This window comes from Brevundimonas sp. LPMIX5, assembly GCF_003576505.1.
Lineage (GTDB): Bacteria > Pseudomonadota > Alphaproteobacteria > Caulobacterales > Caulobacteraceae > Brevundimonas > Brevundimonas naejangsanensis.
Genome location: NZ_QWTZ01000006.1, coordinates 138,711 through 159,634, shown reverse-complemented (window position 1 = coordinate 159,634; position 20,924 = coordinate 138,711). Strand labels below are relative to the sequence as shown.

20 protein-coding genes are annotated in these 20,924 nt (G+C 67.3%); 15 read left to right on the top strand and 5 right to left on the bottom strand.

The features are described from left to right. Positions 1 to 127 precede the first annotated feature (127 nt). The 6 genes from pstC (at position 128) to D1604_RS08485 (ending at position 6,039) form a co-directional block, all read left to right on the top strand. Positions 128 to 1,558, top strand: a complete 1,431-nt coding sequence (gene pstC, locus D1604_RS08510; protein WP_024353318.1) for a phosphate ABC transporter permease subunit PstC — start codon at positions 128 to 130, stop codon at positions 1,556 to 1,558. Next, entirely contained in the window at positions 1,551 to 2,846 is a 1,296-nt protein-coding gene (gene pstA / locus D1604_RS08505) for a phosphate ABC transporter permease PstA (protein WP_119412939.1), read from the top strand. The genes pstC and pstA overlap by 8 nt, the downstream gene beginning before the upstream one ends. A gap of 5 nt (positions 2,847 to 2,851) precedes the next feature. Continuing rightward, positions 2,852 to 3,721: a phosphate ABC transporter ATP-binding protein PstB gene (gene pstB, locus D1604_RS08500; RefSeq protein ID WP_119412938.1), complete on the top strand. Its 870-nt coding sequence runs from the start codon at positions 2,852 to 2,854 to the stop codon at positions 3,719 to 3,721. Between the two features lie 10 nt (positions 3,722 to 3,731). Continuing rightward, positions 3,732 to 4,478 carry a phosphate signaling complex protein PhoU gene (gene phoU, locus D1604_RS08495; RefSeq protein ID WP_024353315.1) on the top strand — a complete coding sequence of 249 codons (747 nt, stop codon included), beginning with the start codon at positions 3,732 to 3,734 and terminating at the stop codon, positions 4,476 to 4,478. 44 nt (positions 4,479 to 4,522) lie between these two features. Beyond that, positions 4,523 to 5,212 carry a phosphate regulon transcriptional regulator PhoB gene (phoB, locus tag D1604_RS08490; RefSeq protein WP_119412937.1) on the top strand — a complete coding sequence of 230 codons (690 nt, stop codon included), beginning with the start codon at positions 4,523 to 4,525 and terminating at the stop codon, positions 5,210 to 5,212. A gap of 107 nt (positions 5,213 to 5,319) precedes the next feature. Continuing rightward, positions 5,320 to 6,039: a CPBP family intramembrane glutamic endopeptidase, BDIM_20840 family gene (locus D1604_RS08485; protein WP_119412936.1), complete on the top strand. Its 720-nt coding sequence runs from the start codon at positions 5,320 to 5,322 to the stop codon at positions 6,037 to 6,039. 4 nt (positions 6,040 to 6,043) lie between these two features. Here the strand turns inward: D1604_RS08485 and D1604_RS08480 are convergent, their stop codons facing one another. Next, positions 6,044 to 6,976 carry an Hsp33 family molecular chaperone gene (locus D1604_RS08480; protein ID WP_373561209.1) on the bottom strand — a complete coding sequence of 311 codons (933 nt, stop codon included), beginning with the start codon at positions 6,974 to 6,976 and terminating at the stop codon, positions 6,044 to 6,046. Positions 6,977 to 7,166: 190 nt separating this feature from the next. On the opposite strand from D1604_RS08480, the gene D1604_RS08475 reads away from it, so the two are divergent. From D1604_RS08475 to D1604_RS08450, 6 genes are all read left to right on the top strand, one after another. Then, positions 7,167 to 7,682: a hypothetical protein gene (locus D1604_RS08475; protein ID WP_119412934.1), complete on the top strand. Its 516-nt coding sequence runs from the start codon at positions 7,167 to 7,169 to the stop codon at positions 7,680 to 7,682. A gap of 112 nt (positions 7,683 to 7,794) precedes the next feature. After that, on the top strand, positions 7,795 to 9,684 hold the full coding sequence (gene serA, locus D1604_RS08470; protein WP_119412933.1) for a phosphoglycerate dehydrogenase: 1,890 nt from the start codon (positions 7,795 to 7,797) through the stop codon (positions 9,682 to 9,684). A 99-nt stretch (positions 9,685 to 9,783) separates the two neighbouring features. Continuing rightward, complete coding sequence (locus tag D1604_RS08465; protein WP_119412932.1) at positions 9,784 to 11,586, top strand: autotransporter domain-containing protein; 1,803 nt, start codon at positions 9,784 to 9,786, stop codon at positions 11,584 to 11,586. A 195-nt stretch (positions 11,587 to 11,781) separates the two neighbouring features. Then, complete coding sequence (locus D1604_RS08460) at positions 11,782 to 12,408, top strand: M23 family metallopeptidase (RefSeq protein WP_119412931.1); 627 nt, start codon at positions 11,782 to 11,784, stop codon at positions 12,406 to 12,408. A gap of 108 nt (positions 12,409 to 12,516) precedes the next feature. Then, positions 12,517 to 13,482, top strand: a complete 966-nt coding sequence (locus tag D1604_RS08455; RefSeq protein WP_119412930.1) for an ABC transporter ATP-binding protein — start codon at positions 12,517 to 12,519, stop codon at positions 13,480 to 13,482. Continuing rightward, entirely contained in the window at positions 13,479 to 14,921 is a 1,443-nt protein-coding gene (locus D1604_RS08450; protein ID WP_119412929.1) for an ABC transporter permease, read from the top strand. Before D1604_RS08455 ends, D1604_RS08450 begins: the two co-directional genes overlap by 4 nt. A 221-nt stretch (positions 14,922 to 15,142) precedes the next feature. On the opposite strand, the gene rpsU is transcribed toward D1604_RS08450, so the two are convergent. Continuing rightward, positions 15,143 to 15,376 (bottom strand): 30S ribosomal protein S21, encoded by a 234-nt coding sequence (gene rpsU / locus D1604_RS08445; RefSeq protein WP_087139870.1) that lies wholly within the window; start codon positions 15,374 to 15,376, stop codon positions 15,143 to 15,145. Positions 15,377 to 15,566: 190 nt separating this feature from the next. Here rpsU and D1604_RS08440 point away from each other — a divergent pair, with 190 nt between their 5' ends. Together D1604_RS08440 and D1604_RS08435 are read left to right on the top strand one after the other, a co-directional pair. Further along, entirely contained in the window at positions 15,567 to 16,232 is a 666-nt protein-coding gene (locus tag D1604_RS08440) for a COQ9 family protein (RefSeq protein ID WP_119412928.1), read from the top strand. A 113-nt stretch (positions 16,233 to 16,345) separates the two neighbouring features. Beyond that, positions 16,346 to 16,699 (top strand): endonuclease domain-containing protein, encoded by a 354-nt coding sequence (locus D1604_RS08435; protein ID WP_119412927.1) that lies wholly within the window; start codon positions 16,346 to 16,348, stop codon positions 16,697 to 16,699. Positions 16,700 to 16,777: 78 nt separating this feature from the next. Here D1604_RS08435 and D1604_RS08430 read toward each other — a convergent pair whose 3' ends face one another. Both D1604_RS08430 and purE read right to left on the bottom strand, forming a co-directional pair. After that, complete coding sequence (locus D1604_RS08430; protein ID WP_119412926.1) at positions 16,778 to 17,863, bottom strand: 5-(carboxyamino)imidazole ribonucleotide synthase; 1,086 nt, start codon at positions 17,861 to 17,863, stop codon at positions 16,778 to 16,780. After that, the gene (purE, locus tag D1604_RS08425) at positions 17,863 to 18,360 is read right to left on the bottom strand and encodes a 5-(carboxyamino)imidazole ribonucleotide mutase (RefSeq protein WP_024353302.1); all 498 of its coding nucleotides are present in this window, start codon (positions 18,358 to 18,360) and stop codon (positions 17,863 to 17,865) included. Before purE ends, D1604_RS08430 begins: the two co-directional genes overlap by 1 nt. Positions 18,361 to 18,487: 127 nt before the next feature. On the opposite strand from purE, the gene D1604_RS08420 reads away from it, so the two are divergent. Further along, entirely contained in the window at positions 18,488 to 19,090 is a 603-nt protein-coding gene (locus D1604_RS08420) for a GGDEF domain-containing protein (protein WP_119412925.1), read from the top strand. A gap of 45 nt (positions 19,091 to 19,135) precedes the next feature. On the opposite strand, the gene D1604_RS08415 is transcribed toward D1604_RS08420, so the two are convergent. Further along, on the bottom strand, positions 19,136 to 20,539 hold the full coding sequence (locus D1604_RS08415) for an amino acid permease (RefSeq protein WP_119412924.1): 1,404 nt from the start codon (positions 20,537 to 20,539) through the stop codon (positions 19,136 to 19,138). Positions 20,540 to 20,924 lie beyond the last annotated feature (385 nt).

The window sequence follows — 20,924 nt, the reverse complement described above, 5'->3', positions numbered from 1 at the left end:
TGACGGACCTACGCCGTAACATAACTGTCATCCAGCCGTCTTAATCCGCTGACGTATCGCAGGCAGTTTCCCGGCCGAAACGCACCGCACCCGGCGCGTTCATCGATTCCTGCGCTGATCGGACCGGATGATCTGGATTTTCCTGCTGCTGCTGATCGCCTTCGTCGTCATGGCCTATGTGGCCGGGCGGACGCTGGCCGTGCGTCGGAGCCGAGGCGCGAAGTCGCATTCGCGACCCGGCCAACATGGCCTCTACGCCCTGATCTGGGTTGGAGCGCCGGCGCTGGCCATGCTGATCGCCGCCTCGGTCTTCTCGACCTCGATCGAACAGCAGATGATGCGGGCGGGCGCGCCGGACAGCGTCGCCGCGCTTGAGCCCTTCCGCCGCGAGGCCTTCTTCGCCGACGCCCGTCTGGTCGGCGCCGGGCAGGAGGCGCGCCAGATCTGGCCCGCCCCCTACGCCGAGGAACTGCCCGCCGAGGGCCGCCGCGCCCACCGCATCGCCTCGACCCTGAACTGGGGCGGGGGCGTCGCCGCCCTGATCGCCGCCGTGCTGGGCGGCCTGTTTGTCTTCACTCGCATCCGCCCGGACCTGCGTGCGCGCAACAAGGTCGAGGGCTGGATCACGGGCCTCCTGTTCGCCTGTTCGGCGGTGGCGGTGCTGACGACGCTGGGCATCATCTTCTCGCTGGTGATCGATTCGCTGCGCTTCTTCAGCATGGTGCCGATCACCGAGTTCCTGTTCGGGACCAAGTGGAGCCCGCAGATCGCCATCCGCGCCGATCAGGTCGGGTCGTCGGGCGCCTTCGGGGCTGTGCCCCTGTTCGCAGGCACCTTCCTGATCATGCTGATCGCGATGGCGGTGGCGGCGCCGATCGGCCTGTTCTCGGCCGTCTATCTGTCGGAATATTCGGGCCGCAAGACCCGCGCCCTGGTCAAGCCTGCGCTTGAGGTTCTCGCGGGCGTGCCGACCGTGGTCTATGGCTTCTTCGCCGCCCTGACCGTGGGGCCGGCTCTGCGCGTCTTCTTCAACAGCATCGGCGACATGCTGATCGGCGGGCCGCTGAACGATCTGGGGCTATACCTGTCTCTGGTGCAGAACCAGATGGCTCTGGTGGCGGGAGCGGTCATGGGGATCATGCTGATCCCCTTCGTCAGCTCCCTCTCTGACGACATCCTGAACGCCGTGCCGCAGTCCCTGCGCGACGGCTCCTATGCCATGGGCGCCACCAAGTCCGAGACGGTCAAGAAGGTGCTTCTGCCCGCCGCCCTGCCGGGCATCGCTGGCGCCCTGCTGCTGGCCGTGTCGCGCGCTATCGGCGAGACCATGATCGTGACCATGGCCGCCGGTCTGGCCGCCAAGCTGACCCTGAACCCGCTGGAGACGGTCACGACCGTCACCGTCCAGATCGTCACCCTGCTGACCGGCGACCAGGAGTTCAACAGCCCCAAGACCCTGGCCGCCTTCGGTCTGGGCCTGACGCTGTTCGTCGTCACCCTGCTGCTGAACATCGTCGCCATGCGTATCGTGCAAGCCTATCGGGAACAGTATGACTGACGCGGCTTCTCCCATGACCGGCGTCAGCCCGCGCACCCAGCGCCTGAAGGCCCGCCTGCGCGCCCGCTATGCGCGCGAGACCCGCTTCCGCTGGTACGGCCGTGCGGCCATCGGCGTGGCGCTGGCCTTCCTGGTGATCCTGCTCGGCAGCATCATCACCCAGGGCTACACCGCCTTCTACGCCCACACCGTGACCCTGCCGGTCTATATGGATCCGGCGCGGATCGACCGTTCCTATCCACAGGGCGCCAACTTTGAGCAGATCGTCGCCGAGCAGCAGGTCCGCCGCCTGGGCGTGCAGGACGACGAGCAGGGGACCAAGGCCTCGGCCATGAAGGCCCTGCTGTCCTCGGAGCTGAAGTTCCAGGCCGCCAAGATGGTCGCGCGCCAGCCCAGCCTGCTGGGTCAGACCGTGCCGATCGCCGCGCCCCTGTCCGACGACGCCGAAATGTATCTTAAGGGCAAGATCACCCGCGATCAGCCCGAGGACCAGCGCCGCGTCTCTAATGCGCAGATGGACTGGCTGGACAAGATGAAGGCCTCGGGCGCCATCCGCGCCCACTTCAACGCGGCCCTGTTCACCAAGGGCGACTCGACCCAGCCGGAGCTGGCGGGCCTGCTGGGCGCCGTGGTCGGTTCGGCCCTGATGCTGATGGTGACGGCCCTGATCGCCATTCCCGTCGGTGTCGGCGCCGCCGTCTGGCTGGAGGAATACTCTCCGCGCAACCGCATCACGGCGATCATCGAGGTCAACATCAACAACCTGGCCGCCGTGCCGTCCATCGTTTACGGCCTGCTGGGTCTGGCGCTGTTCATCAACTTCCTGCACCTGCCGCGCGCCAGTCCGCTGGTCGGGGGTCTGGTGCTGGCGCTGATGGCCCTGCCGACCATCATCATCGCCACCCGCTCATCGCTGAAAGCGGTGCCGCCCTCGATCCGCGAGGCGGCCCTGGCCATGGGCGCCAGCCGCACCCAGACGGTGTTCGGCCATGTCCTGCCGCTCGCTATGCCCGGCGTGATGACCGGGGCCATCATCTCCATGGCCCACGCGCTCGGCGAGACGGCGCCCCTGCTGCTGATCGGCATGATCAGCTTCGTGCCGGGCGTGCCGCACGCCATTGATGAGCCCGTCGGCGCCCTGCCGTCGCTGATCTACATCTGGGAGAACGCGTCCGAGCGCGCCTTCCACGAACGGACGGCGGCCGCCATTCTTGTCCTTCTCGCCTTCATGATCGTCATGAACGCCGCCGCAGTCCTGCTGCGCCGTCGCTTCGAACGCCGGTGGTAAATCCTATGAAGTCCCGCATCCTCCGCGCTCCTGAAGGTACGTCGAACGGCGGCGCCTCCGAGGCCGCTACGCTGACGACCGCTCCGACGGTCGGCGCCCACGCCTCGGCGCCGCTGGGCCCGATCAAGATCGCTGCGCGCGACGTCAGTGTCTTCTACGGCGACAAACAGGCTCTGTTCGACGTGTCGCTGGACATCCCGGACAAGACGGTGACGGCGCTGATCGGCCCCTCGGGCTGCGGCAAATCCACCTTCCTGCGGACGATGAACCGCATGAACGACACCATCCCCGGCACCCGCGTGACCGGCCGGATCGAGATGGACGGCGGCGACATCAACGACCGCAAGATCGACCCGGTGCTGCTGCGCGCCCAGGTCGGCATGGTGTTTCAAAAGCCGAACCCCTTCCCGAAGTCGATCTATGAGAACGTGGCCTATGGCCCGAAAATCCACGGTCTGGCCTCCAGCAAGGGCGAGATGGACGAGATCGTCCAGAAGTCGCTGAAGCGTGCCGGTTTGTGGGACGAGGTCGCCGACCGCCTGCATTCGCCGGGCACCGGCCTGTCGGGCGGCCAGCAACAGCGTCTGGTCATCGCCCGCGCCATTGCGGTCGAGCCCGAAGTCATTCTGATGGACGAGCCCTGCTCGGCGCTGGACCCGATCGCCACGGCCAAGATCGAGGAACTGATCGACGAACTGCGCGAGCGCTACTGCATCGTCATCGTCACCCACTCGATGGCCCAGGCGGCCCGTGTGTCGCAGCGCACGGCCTTCTTCCACATGGGCAAGCTGGTCGAGACCGGCGATACCGAAGAGATCTTCACCAATCCGCGCGAGCGGCGCACGCTCGACTACATCACCGGCCGCTTCGGCTGAGGACGCGACGATGAACCAGCATACGGTCAAGGCTTACGGCGACGAGCTGAACCAGTTGACGGCGGAGGTCGTGCGCATGGGCGGTCTGGCCGAGGCCCAGGTGGCGGACGCCATCGAATCCGTCGCCCGCCGCGACGTGGCGCTGGCCAGGGCGGTGGTCGAGCGCGACAACCGCCTCGACGCCCTGCACCGCGACATCGAGAAGAAGGCGATCCGCCTGATCGCCCTGCGCCAGCCGGTCGCCAGCGACCTGCGCCGGACGCTGGGGGCGATGAAGCTGGCCTCGGACCTCGAGCGGACCGGCGATCTGGCCAAGAACATCGCCAAGCGGGCGCTGATCCTGGCCGAGGCCGAGCCGATGCAGCCGCTGACGCGCTCGATCGAGCGTATGGGGCGGCTGGTGTCGAACCGCCTGCGCGACGTGCTGGACGCCTATACCGCGTCAGAGATCGAGCGCGCCCTGTCGGTCTGGCAGACCGACGACGAGGTGGACGAGCACTACAACGCCCTGTTCCGCGAACTGCTCACCTATATGATGGGCGACCCGCGCACGATCACGGCCTGCACCCACCTGCTGTTCATGGCCAAGAACCTGGAGCGGATCGGCGACCACGCGACCAATATCGCCGAGACGGTCCACTATGAGATCACGGGCGAGGAAATGCTGGGCGAGCGGCCGAAGGCCGTGCCCGGTCCCGGCGAAGAGCCGACGCCGACCCCGCATCTGTCTGCGTCTCCCGACGCAGCGGACGACTGACACCCCTACATCGCTGACGACTTCGACGAACCGGAGAGGCTGACGTGCAACCCTATATCCTGGTGATGGAAGACGAGGACGCCCTGGCCACCCTGCTTCAGTATAATCTGGAGAAGGAAGGCTATGACGTGGCCGTCGCCGCCGACGGCGAGGAGGGGATGCTGCAGGTCGAGGAGCGCACCCCCGACCTGATCTTGCTGGACTGGATGCTGCCCAAGCTGTCGGGCATCGAGGTCTGCCGCCGCATCCGCGGCCGGGCCGAGACGCGCAACCTGCCGATCATCATGCTGACCGCGCGCGGCGAGGAGACGGACCGCGTGCGCGGCCTGGACACCGGCGCTGACGACTATATGACCAAGCCCTTCTCGATGACGGAACTGACCGCGCGCATTCGCGCCGTTCTGCGCCGCATCCGCCCGGGTCTGGCCGACGACCGGGTCAATCACGCCGACATCATCATGGACCGCGTCGCCCACCGCGTCAGCCGCGCGGGCAAGGAGGTCCACCTGGGCCCCACCGAGTTCCGCCTGCTGGACCACTTCCTGAAGCATCCGGGCCGGGTGTTCAGCCGTGAGCAGTTGCTGGATGCAGTCTGGGGCTCGGACGTCTATGTCGAGGCCCGCACCGTGGACGTCCACGTCGGCCGTCTGCGCAAGGCGCTGAACGTCGAAGGCACGGTCAACCCGATCCGCACGGTACGCTCGGCGGGTTATTCGCTGGACCTGAATAATTAGACCCTTCTGCCCCTCGGGGGAGAAGGAAGCTTAAGTTTTCTTCATTTGCATCCGCAGGCCCGTCCGGTCACCTCTGAACGCCGACATTGCATCGGGGGAGGCAGGTCATGCCGGACGCAGTCATCGCCATGCTGGGCTGGGTGGGAGCCGTCGCGCTGGCGGGTCTGGCGGCTGCAATGCTGTCGCGCGGCGGAGTGCGCTGGGGTTGGCTGGTCGCAGCCCTGTTGCTGATGGCCGTCTATGACGCTGTGCTGACACGCGGCTATGGGCATATCCCGCTGGATTTCGGCCCTTCACGCTGGAACTGGGAGGGCAAGACGCTGGCCGTCATGCTGTCCCTTGCCGTCGCCAGCCTGCCCATCGTCGGATGGCGGCGCAGCGGCCTGACCCTGCATCAGGACCGGCAAGGGCTGAAGGGGGCGCTGATCCTGTCCGGCCTGCTGGTCCTGCTGTTCCTCGGTCTGGCGATCTGGGCGCCGGGCGAGGGGTTTGACGCCGACAGTCTGACCTTCCAGCTGACCATGCCGGGACTGGACGAGGAAATCTTCTATCGCGGCGTGCTGCTGCTGATGTTGAACGAGGCGTTCGGGCGGCCGGTCCGCGTGCTGGGCGCGCAGATGGGCTGGGGCGCGATGCTGACCGCGCTGGCGTTCGGCCTGACTCACGCCCTGGGCTATCGGGACGGCGCCTTCACCTTCGACTGGGCGCCGATGGCGACGACGGGACTGGCGGGCCTGCTGCTGGTCTGGCTGCGTGAAAAGACCGGCAGCGTGCTGCTGCCGGTCCTGCTGCATAACTACGGCAACGCCGTCTTCATGCTGGTCTGAAGGATCAGGCCTCAGCCGTCTCCAACTCGGCCGGGTCGATCTCATAGGCGGTCGAGCAGTATTCGCATGTCACGCGGATCTTGCCGTCGCCTTCGACCATCTCGGCGCGTTCTTCCGTCGGGAAGGATTGCAGCACGGTGGCGATGCGCTCCTTCGAGCAGCGGCAGACGGCGGCCAGCGACTTCGCGCCTTCCAGCCGCACGCCGTCCTCGTGGAACAGACGATACAGCAGGGTCTCGGCGCTGATGGTCGGGTCGATCAGTTCGTCGTCGCCCAGAGTGTTGAACAGGGCGCGGGTGCGCTCCCACACCTCCTCGGTCGAGCCGCGCGATTCGTCGCCGGCGATGACCTGGATCATCGCCCCGCCCGCGCGCCAGGTACGGCCCGTTTCGGTTTCGACCTCGCCGACGGCCAGGCGCACCTTGGTCGGCACCTGTTCGGACTGGGTGAAATAGTGTTCGGCGCAAAGCGACAGGCTTTCGCCTTCGATCGGCGTCACGCCCTGGGTGCGTTCGAAGTCGGCGCCGCGATCCACCGTCATGATGAAGACGCCGCCGCCCAACAAGGTCTTGGCGCCCGGACGGGCGAAGCCTTCGGACGCCTTGGCCACTTCTTCAGGATCGAAGCGGCAAAAGCCGCGCAGATGCCCTTCGGTGCCGTAATCGGCGACGACATAGCGCACCGGGCCGTCGCCCTGGGCCTGAACGATCAGGCGGCCGTCGAACTTCAGGGCCGAGCCGACGATGGCCGCCAGCACACAGGCCTCGCCCAACAGGGCGGCGACCGGCTCGGGATAGGCGTGGGCCGACAGCACCTTGTCGATCGCCTCGCCGAGACGGACCAGGCGACCGCGCACCGGCCAGCCTTCGATCTGGAAGGCGGCGGCGAAGTCGTCCGTCGGGGCGGCGATGGGAGCGGCGGGCGCGTGATCGGTCACGGCGTGAAATCCTGAAAACTGTCGGAAGCGGCGCAACATAGGGAGCCGACGGCCGCTTGGTAAGGGCAGGGCGTGTCGCCTGCGCCACGACCACGCTCTGTTCGACAAGCTTGACCGCAACCGGGGAACTCTTTGTGCTGAAGCTCGCTCCCTTAGCTGAAAATCCGTTTTCTAATGCAAGAGGTCAGACATGATGGATCCTGAGTTCAACGTCGTGGACGAGGTCCGCAAACATCCCGGTATCGTGGCGGGCGTCGTGGCCGTGCTGGCGGGCGTCGGGCTGGCGACCATTCTGCTGAACCAGCGTACGGGCCCGACCCGCTATGAGCGGATCAAGACGCGCATCGACCCGCGCGGCTGGTTCGACGCCGAGGCCTTGCGCCACCGCTTTGACGACATCGCGCGCGGCGTCCGTGACAGCGCTGATGACCTGGGCCAGCGCGCCGCCGATTTCGGCGACCATGCGGGCGAGCGCGTCGGCCGTTTCAGCGAGGACGCGCGCGATCGCGCCGACACCTGGTATCGTCGCGCCAAGAAGAAATCGCGTCGCCCGATGCGCCGCTATACCAAACAGGCGCGTCGCTACGCCGAGGACGCCGGCGACTTCGCCCGCGATCACGCCAAGGAGGGCGGCGCCCTTCTGGCCGTGGCGACCATCGCCGCTCTGATCGGCGCGGCGGCGCTGGAAAGCCGTCGACGGGGTTAAAACGGCGGTCGCCGAGCGGGTTTTCATCCTCGGATGGAAAAATCATGCGGAAAGGGGCGTTTCGACGCCCCTTTTTATTGCTGCGTGTGCGAAGAGGGGCTAGAGCCCGCGCATGATCTCGCCTGTCTTCATCTTCGACTTCGATTCCACCCTGGTTCGCATCGAGACGCTGGAGGCTCTGGCCGACCTCGCGCTCAAGGACGCCCCGGACGCCGCCGAGCGCAAGGCCCGGATCGCCGCCCTGACCGACGACGCCATGAACGGCCGGATCGGTTTCGGCGAGGCGTTGAAGCAGCGACTGGATCTGTTGGCCCTGCGCCGTGAACATGTCGAGGCCCTGACCGACCGGATTCTGGACGAGGCGACCGTCTCCATCCGCCGCAACGTCGACTTCTTCCAGCGCAACGCCGAGCGCATCTACATCCTGTCCGGCGGTTTTCGCGAGGTGATCGCGCCCCTGGCCGAGCGGCTGGGTCTGGCGGCCGACCATGTGCTGGCCAACGACCTGATCTATGATGACGAAGGCCGCGTCACGGGCGTGGACACGGCCAACCCCCTGTCGCGCGAGAACGGCAAGCCCGAGGTCATCCGCGCTCTGAACCTTGAAGGCCCCGTGGTCATGGTCGGCGACGGCTGGACCGACGCCGAGGTCAAGCTGAACGGCGCGGCCGATCGCTTCTACGCCTTCACCGAGATCGTCCGCCGCGACAAGGTGGTCGAGGCCGCCGACGCCGTCGCCGCCTCGCTGGACGAGGTGCTGTACGCCGAGGGCGTGGCCGGGCGCTGGTCCTATCCGCGCAACCGCATCCGTATGCTGCTGCTGGAGAACGTCCACCCCGCCGCCGTCGAGCGGCTGGAAGAGGCGGGCTATACCGTCGAGACGATGAAGGGCGCGCTGGACGAGGACGACCTGATCGAGGCGATCAAGGGCGTGCACGTGCTGGGCATCCGCTCCAAGACCAACGTCAGCCGCAAGGTGCTGGACGCGGCGGACCGGCTGATGGCCGTGGCGGCCTTCTGCATCGGCACCAATCAGGTCGATCTGGATGCGGCGGCGGACAAGGGCGTGGCGGTCTTCAACGCCCCCTATTCCAACACCCGCTCGGTGGTCGAACTGGCCATCGGCATGATGATCGTCCTGATGCGCGACGTGGCGGACAAGTCGCGCGAGATGCACAAGGGCAAGTGGAACAAGTCGGCGACCGGGTCGCGCGAAGTGCGCGGCAAGACGCTGGGCATCGTCGGCTACGGCGCCATCGGCAGCCAGCTTTCGGTGCTGGCTGAGAACCTGGGCATGAGGGTGCTGTTTTACGACCTGTCCGAGCGGCTGGCGCTGGGCAATGCGCGGCGGATGCGCTCGCTGGACGCCCTGCTGGCCGAGGCGGACGTGGTGACGATGCACGTCGACGGCCGCAAGGACAACACCGCCATCATCGGCGCCGATCAATTCGCCAAGATGAAGCCGGGCGCCCTGTTCCTGAACCTGTCGCGCGGCCATGTGGTCGATGTGGACGCGATGGCGGCGGCGCTGAAGTCCGGCCGTCTGGGCGGAGCGGCGGTCGACGTCTTCCCCGAGGAGCCGCGCACCAACGCCGACCCGTTCGACAGCCCCTTGGTCGGTCTGGACAAGACCATCCTGACCCCGCACATCGGCGGCTCGACCGAGGAGGCGCAGGAAGCCATCGCCGAGTTCGCGGCCGAGCGTCTGCTGGGCTATCTGAACCGGGGCGACACCACCTTCTGCGTCAACCTGCCGAACGTGCAACTGGCTGAGGTGACGCGCGCGCACCGCCTGCTGCACATCCACCGCAACCAGCCGGGCGTGCTCGCCGAACTGAACCGCGCCCTGTCCGATGCGGGGCTCAACATTCTGGGCCAGCACCTGAAGACGGACGAGCGCACCGGCTATGTCATCACCGACGTGGACCGCGACTATGACCGCGAGGCGCTGACGGCGCTGAAGCAGCTTCCGGGCACGATCCGCTTCCGGCGCCTGCACTGATCGCCGATCACCTTCCCCAGGGGCATCTTGCGTCCTGTGAAAAGCGGCGCAGAGTGCCGTTTAACGACCGCATACTGACGGTCGATCGGAGGGAATAGGATGTCTCGTCTTCTTCGCGGAGCGGCTCTGGCCGCCCTGAGCCTGGCCGCCGTGTCTGTCGCCGGGGCCGCCTCGGCCCAGAGCTACAACCGTCTGGTGGTGTTCGGCGACAGCCTGTCGGACAACGGCAACCTGTATCTGGCGACGGGCGGATCGACCCCGGCCTCGCCTCCCTATGGCGCCGGGCGATTCTCCAACGGGCCGGTGTTTACCGAGCGGCTGGGCTTTAACGCCGCCAACTTCATGGGGCCGGTGACGGGCAGCATCAACTACGCCTTCGGCGGGGCGCGCACCGACGCCGAGGCCATGCCGCTGGGGATGCGTGTGCAACTGGCCCAGTATCAGCAGCGCGGCGGAACCTTCGGCGCGAACGATCTGGTCAGCGTCCTGGGCGGGGCGAACAACATCTTCCAGGGTCTGCCGGCAGCCGGGGCCTCGACCAATCCGACCGGCGCCATCACGCCCGTAGCCCTCAGCGCGGCGGCGGACATCAACTTCATCGTCAACGGGATCGCCCAGGCCGGAGCGGGGACGGTGCTGGTCACCAACCTGCCCAAACTGAGCATTACGCCGCAGTTTCGCGGCACCCCCGCCGCGCCGCTGGCCGACTTCGCCGTCACCACCTTCAACGGCGCCCTGCTGACCGGGTTGAACGCGACGGCGGCGGCGCGGCCGGGGACCAACATCATCCTGATGGATCTGTTCAAGGTCGGCGACGTGGTGGCCGCCAACCCCAGCGCCTTCGGCGTGTCGAACGTGACACAGGCCTGCTTCAACGGCGTGACCCTGTGCTCCAACCCGGACGACTACTTCTATTTCGACGGGGTGCACCCGACGGCCAAGGGGCATGAGGTGATCGCACGTCTGAGCAACGACTACCTGTACTACGGCGACCTGGGCAGCCAGACGGCCGTGCTGGGCGAGACGGCGTGGCGGCATCGCGAGGACGCGCTGGACGGATCGACCGCGGCCCTGTCGGGGCGTGAGGCGTGGGAGAGCGGGACTTCCATCTCGGTCGGCGCGCTGGCTGACAAGACTGAGACGGACGCCCGCGGCGCCATCGGCAAGGCGACCTCCGACGGTTATGGCGTGCGCATCGCCCTGGAGTCCGGTACCGAGACCCTGCGTTTTGGCGTGGCCGGATCCTATCGCAACGCCGATGTGGATGCGGGCGCCCTGCGCGCCGACATCGACAGCTTCGGGCTGGACCTCTACGGCGGCTGGCGCTCGGGCGACGTCTTCGTCAATGCGGCGGCGGGCGTGGCTCAGGACGACTTCAACGACATCAACCGCCTGACCAGCCTGGCGCCGATCGTTCACAGCGGCTCGACGCGGGGCGTCTCAACCGGGGCGCGGCTGCAGGGCGGGATGTGGTTCGACATGGGCGGCTTCGCCCTGTCGCCGCGTGCGGCTGTGGCCTGGATCAAGGCCGACGTGGACGGCTTCAGCGAGCAGGGTCCGGCGGCGCAATACGCCTATGCCGACCGTTCGGTGCAGGCGACGACGGCCGAGATCGCCCTGCGCGCCGAGGGCGGCACCGAGCGCGTCCGCTTCTACGCCGAGGGCGGCTATCGCGACAGCCTGAGCGACGACAGTGACGCGGTGCGCACCGGCATCCTCGGCAATCCGGCCAAGGTTCTGGCCCGCGACGTGGATCTGCCGTTCGGCGGGCAGGTGCTGGCCGCCGCCGGGATCGAAGGCACCATCATGGAGCGGCTGAAGGTGTCGATCGGCTACAAGGGTCGCTTCGGCGACCATGCCGACAGCCATATGGCGGCGGTGAAGCTCAGCCTGCCGCTGTAGAGCTGGAAAACGCAGGTTCCCGAGGTGCGACGCCGTGTCGCCCTCGGGGCGCCCCATTCATGTCCCGGTGAAATTGCAAAAGACGGTCAAGTCCAGCCGTCGGCGAGTGTCCATCTCGCTGTCTTCGTGCGTGTTTCGCGCGCCCTTCTGACGGCTCCCCGCGCTGACGAAGCGCTCAGAATGAGTCGTTAGAGTATGCGTTTAGTTCCCACGGCCGTGCGGCCGCATGTGATCCGTTTCGGCCAGACCGGGGCCATGGTCGGCCTGGCGGTTCTGGCTATGGCGGCGGCGCCCGTCGGCATGATCTCCGGCGCGCCGGAAAAGGTCATTGAAGTGTCCGTCCCCACTGCGCCGCCGGTCAAGGCCGTGGCCGAACCCGCCGGTCCTGTCACCCGCAAGATCGTTTTCGAGGCGCCGTTGAAGGGCTATCGCATCAACTCGCCTTTCGGCCTGCGCAAGCTGGCGATCGAGGCCAAGGCGCGGGCGCACAAGGGCGTGGACATCGCCGCGCCGACCGGCACGAGCGTCTTCGCCACCACCGAGGGCAAGGTTCTGCGCGCGGGCTATGATGCGGGGGGCTACGGCAACTTCATCGAGGTGCAGCATCCCAACGGCATGACCAGCCTGTACGGACACCTCAGCCGCATCGACGTCCACTCGGGCAAGGCGGTGACGGCGGGCGAGCGCATCGGCCTGGTCGGCTCGACCGGCTATTCGACCGGCCCGCACCTGCATTTCGAGGTGCGGCGCAACGGCGGCCAGGTCGACCCCGCCAAGATCGTCGGCCAGAGCTTCGACATCCGGGTGAAGGCGCCGGTCTGACCGCATCAGGCGGCGCGGCATCATGACCAAACCGTAATGTAAAAGTTGCTTTACTCGGGGCGGCTCGCGCCCTTACCTTCGATCCTCGAATTATCGCAGGGGAACCGAATGGTCGCGGCGCTGACGCTGGACGGAATCAGCAAGAGATACGGAGGCTTCCAGGCGGTTTCCGACCTGAGCTTCCAGGTCGAGAAAGGTTCGATCTGCGGCTTTTTGGGGCCGAACGGGGCGGGCAAGACCTCGACCCTGCGGATGATCCTGGGCCTGCAACCGGCCACCAGCGGCCGCATCGATATCCTGGGCGCCGACGACGGGCGCAAGGTGCGCGACCGGATCGGCTTCCTGCCCGAGGAGCGTGGCCTCTATAAGAAGATGACGCCGGTGGACGCCATCGCCTTCTTCGGCGCCCTGAAGGGCCTGCCCCTGCCCGAGGGTCGCCGTCGCGGCCGCGAGATGCTGGAGCAGATGGGCCTGGGCGAAGCCAGCAAGAAGAAGATGAAGGAGCTGTCCAAGGGGATGGCCCAGAAGGTCCAGCTGATCGCCTCGGTGGTGCATCAGCCGGAGTTCGTGATCCTGGACGAGCCGTTCTCGGGGCTGGATCCGATGAACCAGCAAGGGCTGGAAGCCATGATCCGCGCCCTGGCCGCCGATGGGGCGACGGTGCTGTTCTCGACCCACGTCATGCAGCACGCAGAGCGCCTGTGCGACAAGGTCGTGCTGCTGGCCCGTGGGCGTAAGGCGTTCGAAGGCACGGTGGACGAGGCGCGCGCCACCTCGCCGCGCTTTCTGGAGCTGGAAGGGGCGCTGGACCGGAACGCGGTCGCCGCCCTGCCGGGAGTCAGCGGCATCGAGACCCTGGCGGAAGACGGCGCCGTCAGCACCCTGCGTGTCGGCCTGACGCCGGGGGCGGAGGCGCAATCCGCCCTACGCGCCGCCTTCCTGGGCGGACTGGACGTGCGGCGCTTCCAGATGAAGGAGCCGACCCTGCACGACGCCTTCATCGCCCTGACCGGCGACCACCCGGACGAAGATCAGTCCGTCGCCAAGACTGACAAGATGGAGGCCGCGCGATGAGCCGCATTCTTCTGATCGCGCGCCGCGAGTTCCTGGCCTACGCCAAGACGGTCGGCTTCTGGTTATCCCTGCTGGCCTTTCCGCTGTTCGCCGTTCTGGGCGGCGCCGTTCCGATGCTGATGAAGCACGCCGAACCGGTGCGCGAAGCCGTCATCGTCGACGAGACCCCGGCCGGGTCCGGCCTGGCCGCCGCGGTGCGTCAGGCGCTGGAGACAGAGCGCGGACGCGCCGATATCGCCGCTCTGCGCATGGCCGCCGTGCCCGAGTCGGGGACGGCTGGGGGCGACCGGGTGCGCGAGGCCGCCGAGAAGGGCGGTTTCGACGCCGGGCTTGAGGCGCTGAAGAAGGAGGCGCCGCGCGCCGCCGCGGGCTTCAAGACGCCCAAGCGCTCCTTTGAGCTGGTCGAGGCGCCCGCTGAACTGATGGCCGCCGCGCCGGGCGAGGCGCGCGACGCCCTGGCCCGTCGCTATGTCGACAAGGATGCGCCTGAGGGCGAGCGTCTGAACGCCGTGGTCTTCCTGACCGAAAAGGACGGCCAGCCCGGCGCACGCGTCTGGACCGGCCGCGCCACCGACGATGTCGTGGAAGACGCCGTGCGCGACGCCCTGAAGTCCGCCAACCGCAGCCGCGTCTTCGTGTCCAGCGGCATCGACCCCTCGGTGGTGGCGCAGACCGAGCGATTCCGGCCCGAGGTCTCGGTCTTCTCGCCGCGCGCCGCGTCGGGGGGCGAGGTGTCGTTCCGCGACAAGCTGCCGGTCATCGTCGGCATGGCGGTGGGCTTTATCCTGTGGTCGTTGATCATCACCGGCGCCTCCATCCTGCTGAACAGCGTGATGGAGGAGAAGTCGAACAAGATCCTCGAGGTGCTGCTGTCCTCGGCCTCGGCGACTGAGATCCTGACCGGCAAGGTGCTGGGCGTGGCCCTGCTGACCCTGGCCGTGCTGGGCGCCTGGGGCGGGATCGGCGCCATCGGTCTGATGGCGAGCGTGCCGGACGTGGCGCGCGACATCGGTTCGGTGCTGCTGACCGACGGCCTGTTCGTCTGGTTCCTGCTGTTCCTGGTCGGCGGCTATCTGATGTATGCGGTGCTGTTCGCCGCCATCGGCGCCTTCTGCGACACGCCGCGCGACGCCCAGACCCTGATGGGGCCGATCATGATGGTGCTGGTCGTGCCGATCCTGGTCATGCAGATGGCCATCCGCACCCCGGACGCGATGGTGGTGAAGGTGATCAGCCTGATCCCGCCCTTCACCCCCTTCGTCATGGCCGCCCGCGCGCCCAGCGGACCGCCCCTGATCGAGTTGATCGGCGGCCTGGCGGGCATGTTCCTGTTCGCCGCCCTGATGGTCTGGGCGGCGGGCCGCGCCTTCCGCGCCGGCGCCCTGTCGGATGTGAAGCTGAGCTGGAAGAGCTTCATGGGCGCCGTGACGGGGCGGTGAGGCTGCGGGGAGGGAGGACTTGCCTCTCTCCCGCTCATCCCGGCGGACGCCGGGACCCAGTGCTTTGGCTTCGAGGCGCTCAGGCTAGCTGGGATGGTGCTCAGACCAGCGCTCTTACTGGGCCCCGGCGTCCGCCGGGGTGAGCGGAGACAAAACACATAAAGAAAAAGGCCGCCCCGGCGAACCGGGGCGGCCTTTGATCTTTCAGGCGTCAGCGGGTCTTAGCGACCGCGACCCTTCGGGGCCGGCAGCAGGCCTTCGCGCTGGGCGCGCTTGCGGGCCAGCTTGCGGGCGCGACGGACGGCTTCAGCCTTTTGGCGAGCGCGCTTTTCCGACGGCTTTTCAAAGTGCACGTGACGCTTCATTTCGCGGAAGCTGCCTTCGCGCTGCATCTTCTTCTTCAGGGCTTTCAGCGCCTGATCGACATTGTTGTCGCGGACAAAAATCTGAACCAGGGGTCTCTCTCCTTTGGCCGCCCGCCGCGTCCTTTCCAAGGGAGACGGGCAGACAAAACAAAACCACGCTCGAGAGGAAGGCCTCTCAAGTGAAGGCGCGCTGATACATGATCGGGGGGGGCGTGTCCAGATCGTCGCGCCTAATCGTGATGGGTCGAAACGCCCGCCGTATGGGCGTATCGTGCCGTCCATGACCGAGACAGCCGAGACCGCTCCGAAAGGCGATTGGGCCGACCGTACAGAACAGGCCGTTCTGGACGCGGCCATAGAACGCGCGCCCGCGCTGGGCTGGAACACGCGCATGACGCGCGCCGCGTGCGAGGCGTGCGGCCTGTCACTGGGCGATCAGGAGTTGCTGCTGCCGAACGGTCCGCGCGACCTGGCGGTCCTGCTGTCGCGCCGCCATGACGCGCGGGCTCTGAAAGCTCTGGAGGCCACGCCTGCGGCCACGATGAAGATTCGCGAACGAATCGCCGCCGCCGTCTCGGCGCGGATGGAGGCGGGGGCGCAGGACCTCGAGGCGGCCAAACGCTGCGCGGGTTTCCTCAGCCTGCCGACCAATGTCGACCTTGGCTTCAAGCTGGCGTGGGAGACGGCGGATCATCTCTGGCGCTGGGCCGGGGATACGGCGACGGACCAGAATCACTACTCCAAGCGGGCGATTCTGGGCGGCATCCTGATTCCGGCTCTGACGATGCGCTGGTTCGACGGACGCGAGGCGGCGGAAGCTTTTGTCGCTCGCCGCATCGAAAACGTCATGGCCTTCGAGAAGTGGAAGGCGGGCAAGGATTTCGACGCTCCGGTCCGCACGATCACCGAGGCGCTGGGGCGGTTGAGATACGGTCAGAAGGCCTGACCCTCTCCCGATGGGAGAGGGCTTGAGCGCGCGGCGGCGCAGCCGTCGCACTTGCGCGAAAGGGTGAGGGTTCCCGGCTTGCCGTCATCGCTCGCGGTCCGCACAGTCTTCTCATGACGAACTCGCGAACCGACCGTGCGCGGGCGTTGCGCCAGTCTTCCGGGCACGCGGAGGATCGTGTCTGGGCGGCTCTACGCGGAGGCAGGATCGACGGCCACAAGTTCCGGCGTCAGCATCCTGTCGGGCCGTACTTTGCGGACTTCGCCTGTGATCGGTTGCGCCTGATCATTGAGATCGATGGCGGGGTGCATCGGCTGGACGAAGTGGCCGCGCGTGATCTTGAGCGGCAGCGGGTGCTTGAGGCGCTGGGCTGGACGGTAATTCGCGTGACGAACGATCAGGCCTATGAGGAACCGGAGAGGCTGATCGAAGCGGTGAGGGGGCACGCGGGGCGTCTGAACGGTTGACCGCCGACCCTCACCCTTTCGCCTTAGCCAATCGCTATGCTCTTGGAGGCTCAAGCCCTCTCCCATCGGGAGAGGGTTTCAGAGGATGCGGTTGACGTGCGCCATCTTCCGCCCCGGCCGGGCGTCGTGCTTGCCGTAGAGGTGCAGGCGGGCATGGGGCTCGGCGGCCAGCGTGTGCCAGTCCTCGACCTCATCGCCTAGCAGATTTGTCATTTCGATGCGGGCGTGGGCCTGCGTGGGACCCAGCGGCCAGCCGACGACGGCGCGGACGTGCTGCTCGAACTGATCGCAGACGCAGCCGTCCTGGGTCCAGTGGCCGGTGTTGTGGACGCGCGGGGCGACCTCGTTCACCAGCAGCTCTCCGCTGCCCATGTCGAACAGTTCGATGCCCATGACGCCGATGTAGTCGAGGCCGTCCAGAACGGCGGCGGCGATCTGTTCGGCGCGTCCTTGTGTGGCCGGATCGACGGCGGCGGGGGCGGTGGTGGTCTTCAGCACCCCGTTCTGGTGGACGTTTTCGCCCAGGGGATAGACGGCGACGGCGCCGTCGCGGCCGCGCGCGGCGATGACCGACAGCTCGCGCTGGAACACCGCGGCGGCCTCCAGCACGGCGGGGCGGCGACCGATGGCGTCGAAGGCGGCGTCGGCGTCGGCGGCGTCGCGGATCCAGACCTGACCCTTGCCGTCATAGCCTTCGCGGCGGGTCTTCAGCAGGGCGGGCAGACCAAGCGCGCCGATGGCGGCGGTCAGGTCGTCCAGCGTCGCCACGGCGGCGAAGGCCACGGTCGGGGCGCCGACGGCGTTCAGATAGGTCTTCTCGTCCACCCGGTCCTGAGCGACTGCCAGAGCCGTCGGTCCCGGTGCGACCAGGGCGCCCGCTTCGGCCAGCGTCTCGACCGAGGCGGCGGGGACGTTTTCGAACTCAAAGGTGACGACGTCGCACAGGCGGCCCAGCGCCTGAAGCGCGTCAGGATCGTCATAAGGGGCGGTGATCTGGGCGCGCGAGACGCGGGCGGCCGGGCAATCCGGCTGGGGATCGAGGATCACCACGTCGAAGCCAAGGCGCGAGGCGGCCTGGCTCAGCATCCGGCCCAACTGGCCCCCGCCGAGAATGCCGAGGGTCGAACCGGGGGCCAAAGGCAGTTTCTCGGGCAACGGGCGCATCAGTCTTCGACGCTTTCGGCGACGGATTCGGTCTGGGCGGCGCGGAAGGCGGACAGGCGCTCGGCGATCGCGGGATCGGACAGGGCCAGAATCTGCGCCGCCAGAATCCCGGCGTTGGCGGCGCCCGCTTCGCCGATGGCCAGGGTGGCGACCGGCACGCCGCCGGGCATCTGGACGATCGACAGCAGGCTGTCGAGGCCCTTGAGCGCCTTGGACTGGACCGGCACGCCCAGCACAGGCAGGTCGGTCATGGAGGCGGCCATGCCGGGCAGGTGAGCCGCCCCGCCGGCACCGGCGATGATGACCTTGAAGCCCTTGTCCTTGGCCGTGGTGGCGAAGTCATAGAGGCGCTGGGGCGTACGGTGGGCGCTGACGACCTTGGCCTCCCAGGCGACGCCCAGTTGGTCCAGGCGGTCGGCGGCCAGCTTCATCGTGGGCCAGTCCGAGCGGCTGCCCATGATGATGGCGACGGAAACGGGCGGCGTGGAGGCGGTCATGCGCAAAGGCTCCCCATGCGGAAAGCGGCCCGTTACAGCACCCGCGTTGCGCCCGCAACCGAGGACGCTAGACTCATCACCGTCGCTGGGCCCTGAGTCGGCCGGAAATGCGACCCCGGAGCCCGCCTTGAACCACCTGGCCGAACAGACGACCGCTGCGGGCGCCGATGCCGATTTGCAGGCCGAGATCGCCCGCCTGCGCGCCGAGGTGGCGGCGCTGACCGAGCGGGCCGAGCGAGCCGAGGCTCTGGCCGATCACGACGTGCTGACGCCTGCGCTGAACCGGCGCGGCTTCATGACGGTGCTGGCGCGCAACCTGGCCTATTGCCGTCGCCACGGGGTCGAGGCGGCGCTGCTGTATCTTGATCTGGACGGGTTCAAGGGCGTCAACGACGGTCTGGGCCATGCGGCGGGCGACGCGGCTCTGATCTCCGTGGCGGAGTTGTTGCTGGCGAACGTGCGCGAGTCCGACGCCGTGGGGCGCATGGGCGGGGATGAGTTCACCGTGGTGCTGATGAACGCAGGCGCCGAGGAAGGGCGCGAGAAGGCGCGGCGGCTGAGCGAGGCGCTGAACAGCGAAGGCTTCGTCTGGGAGGGCGAGCGCCGGTCCCTGGACGGTTCGTTCGGCGTGCGCGCCTATGCCGATCAGGCGGATGCCGAGGCCTGGCTGTCCGAGGCCGATGCGGCCATGTGGCTGCGGAAGAAAGCGCGTCCGGAAGCGACGCGCTGAACGAATTGAAAAGGGCGCCGAGGTCAGCCTCGGCGCCCATGTTGCTTAGTCGTTCAGCAGGCTGTTGCGCCGGCTGTAGAGCAGGTAGACCGCCACCCCGATCACGTTCCAGATGACGAAGTTGATCTGGGTCGAGGCGGGCAGGCTGAAGAACAGGTAGACGCAGCCCGCGATGGCGATCGGTCCCACCAGCCACCAGACCGGGGCGCGGAACACGCGCGGGCGGCTCGGCTCGCGGCGTCGCAGTACGATCAGGCACAGGCCGACCGAGGCGAAGGCCGCTAGCGTCCCGGCGTTGGCCAGGGCGGCCAGGTCGCCCAGCGGAATGAAGCCCGCGATGATCGCCATCAGGACAGCCGTACCGGCCGTGACGCGCACGGGGCCGCCCGACCGCTTCGACACATGGGCCAGGCTGCGCGGCAGCAGGCCGTCGCGCGCCATGACGAAGAAGATGCGGCTCTGGCCGAACATGAAGGCCAGGATGACGGTCGGCAGGGCGACGACCGCCGCGCCCGCTATCAGGGTGGCCCACAGGTCCGAACCGACGGTGCGGATGATGTACGACAGCGGCTCGGGCGACTTCATGAACTCGGTGAAGGGCATGGCGCCCAGCGCGGCGATGGCGACGGCCATATAGATGGCGACGCAGGCCACCATCGAACCGATGATGCCGATGGTCAGGTCGCGGGCGGGGTTGCGGGTCTCTTCCGCCGCCGTCGCTACCGCGTCGAAGCCGTAGAAGGCGAAGAAGATGATGGCCGCCGCCGCCATCACGCCGGTCTGAGCCCCGACCCCGTGCGAGAAGCCGTAGGGCATGAAGGGCTTGAGGTTCTCCGGATTGAAGTGGGGCAGGGCGATGGCCACGAAGGCGATCAGGGCGACGATCTTGACCACCACCAGGGCCGCGTTGATCGAGGCGCTTTCCTTGGTGCCGGCGACCAGCAGTCCCGCCACGGCGGCGACGATGACGACGGCGGGCAGGTTGACGATGCCGCCCTGGGACGGCGCCGAGGTCAGTACGGCGGGCAGGCCCATGCCGATGCCTTCCATCATGCCCGAAAAATATCCTGCCCAGCCGACGGCCACGGCAGAGCAGACGACGGTGTATTCCAGGATCAGGCTCCAACCGACCATCCAGGCCGCGCCTTCGCCCAGCGTGGTGTAGGAGTAGGTGTAGGCGGACCCCGACTCTGGGATCATGGTCGCCAGTTCGGCATAGGCCAGGGCGGCGCATACGCAGACGATGCCTGCGATGACGAAGGCCAGCATGACCGCCGGGCCCGCCCGCTCGGCGCCCACGCCGATCAGGGTGTAGATGCCGGTTCCCACGATGGCGCCGACGCCCAACGCCACGAGGTGAGGCCACGACAGGGTGGGCTTCAGTCCATGAGCCCTGGGCGCTGCGCCTCCCAGCGCAGGCAAGGCCTTGCGGCGTGTCAAGAAACTCATGCGTCTCCCCCAGACATTGGATAATGCCAATTTATGAAATGAGAATATTCGGATTAGCGGCGATATGGCGCAGCATTCTTAGATCGCCCTTGAGGTGCGTGCAGGGCATTGCCGAAAAAAAACGACCCCAAGACACCGTTTTAAATCGCTATCCTTAGATCATAAAATCAGAATTGCCGCATAAACAACGCTTCTTTCGCTCACCTGGCACAAAAACTCATATTTCGAAGAACGCGTACGGTTATGGGGTTTTTCGGGAATTTTATTTCGGAAGGCGGAAAATATCCGAAACTCTTGCCCGCCGCGGGGTGCTAGCGAATTGGAGGTCTGGCTGAGGGGCCCGGCATGCGCTGGCAGGGGTCTGAAAGACCCTCGATCTTGGGAG

Bases quoted from the DNA above. Each gene is read 5' to 3' on its own strand.
- pstC (WP_024353318.1), top strand. From the start codon at position 128: ATGATCTGGATTTTCCTGCTGCTGCTGATCGCCTTCGTCGTCATGGCC.
- pstA (WP_119412939.1), top strand. From the start codon at position 1,551: ATGACTGACGCGGCTTCTCCCATGACCGGCGTCAGCCCGCGCACCCAG.
- pstB (WP_119412938.1), top strand. From the start codon at position 2,852: ATGAAGTCCCGCATCCTCCGCGCTCCTGAAGGTACGTCGAACGGCGGC.
- phoU (WP_024353315.1), top strand. From the start codon at position 3,732: ATGAACCAGCATACGGTCAAGGCTTACGGCGACGAGCTGAACCAGTTG.
- D1604_RS08485 (WP_119412936.1), top strand. From the start codon at position 5,320: ATGCCGGACGCAGTCATCGCCATGCTGGGCTGGGTGGGAGCCGTCGCG.
- D1604_RS08475 (WP_119412934.1), top strand. From the start codon at position 7,167: ATGATGGATCCTGAGTTCAACGTCGTGGACGAGGTCCGCAAACATCCC.
- serA (WP_119412933.1), top strand. From the start codon at position 7,795: ATGATCTCGCCTGTCTTCATCTTCGACTTCGATTCCACCCTGGTTCGC.
- D1604_RS08465 (WP_119412932.1), top strand. From the start codon at position 9,784: ATGTCTCGTCTTCTTCGCGGAGCGGCTCTGGCCGCCCTGAGCCTGGCC.
- D1604_RS08460 (WP_119412931.1), top strand. From the start codon at position 11,782: ATGCGTTTAGTTCCCACGGCCGTGCGGCCGCATGTGATCCGTTTCGGC.
- D1604_RS08455 (WP_119412930.1), top strand. From the start codon at position 12,517: ATGGTCGCGGCGCTGACGCTGGACGGAATCAGCAAGAGATACGGAGGC.
- D1604_RS08450 (WP_119412929.1), top strand. From the start codon at position 13,479: ATGAGCCGCATTCTTCTGATCGCGCGCCGCGAGTTCCTGGCCTACGCC.
- D1604_RS08440 (WP_119412928.1), top strand. From the start codon at position 15,567: ATGACCGAGACAGCCGAGACCGCTCCGAAAGGCGATTGGGCCGACCGT.
- D1604_RS08435 (WP_119412927.1), top strand. From the start codon at position 16,346: ATGACGAACTCGCGAACCGACCGTGCGCGGGCGTTGCGCCAGTCTTCC.
- D1604_RS08430 (WP_119412926.1), bottom strand. From the start codon at position 17,863: ATGCGCCCGTTGCCCGAGAAACTGCCTTTGGCCCCCGGTTCGACCCTC.
- purE (WP_024353302.1), bottom strand. From the start codon at position 18,360: ATGACCGCCTCCACGCCGCCCGTTTCCGTCGCCATCATCATGGGCAGC.
- D1604_RS08415 (WP_119412924.1), bottom strand. From the start codon at position 20,539: ATGAGTTTCTTGACACGCCGCAAGGCCTTGCCTGCGCTGGGAGGCGCA.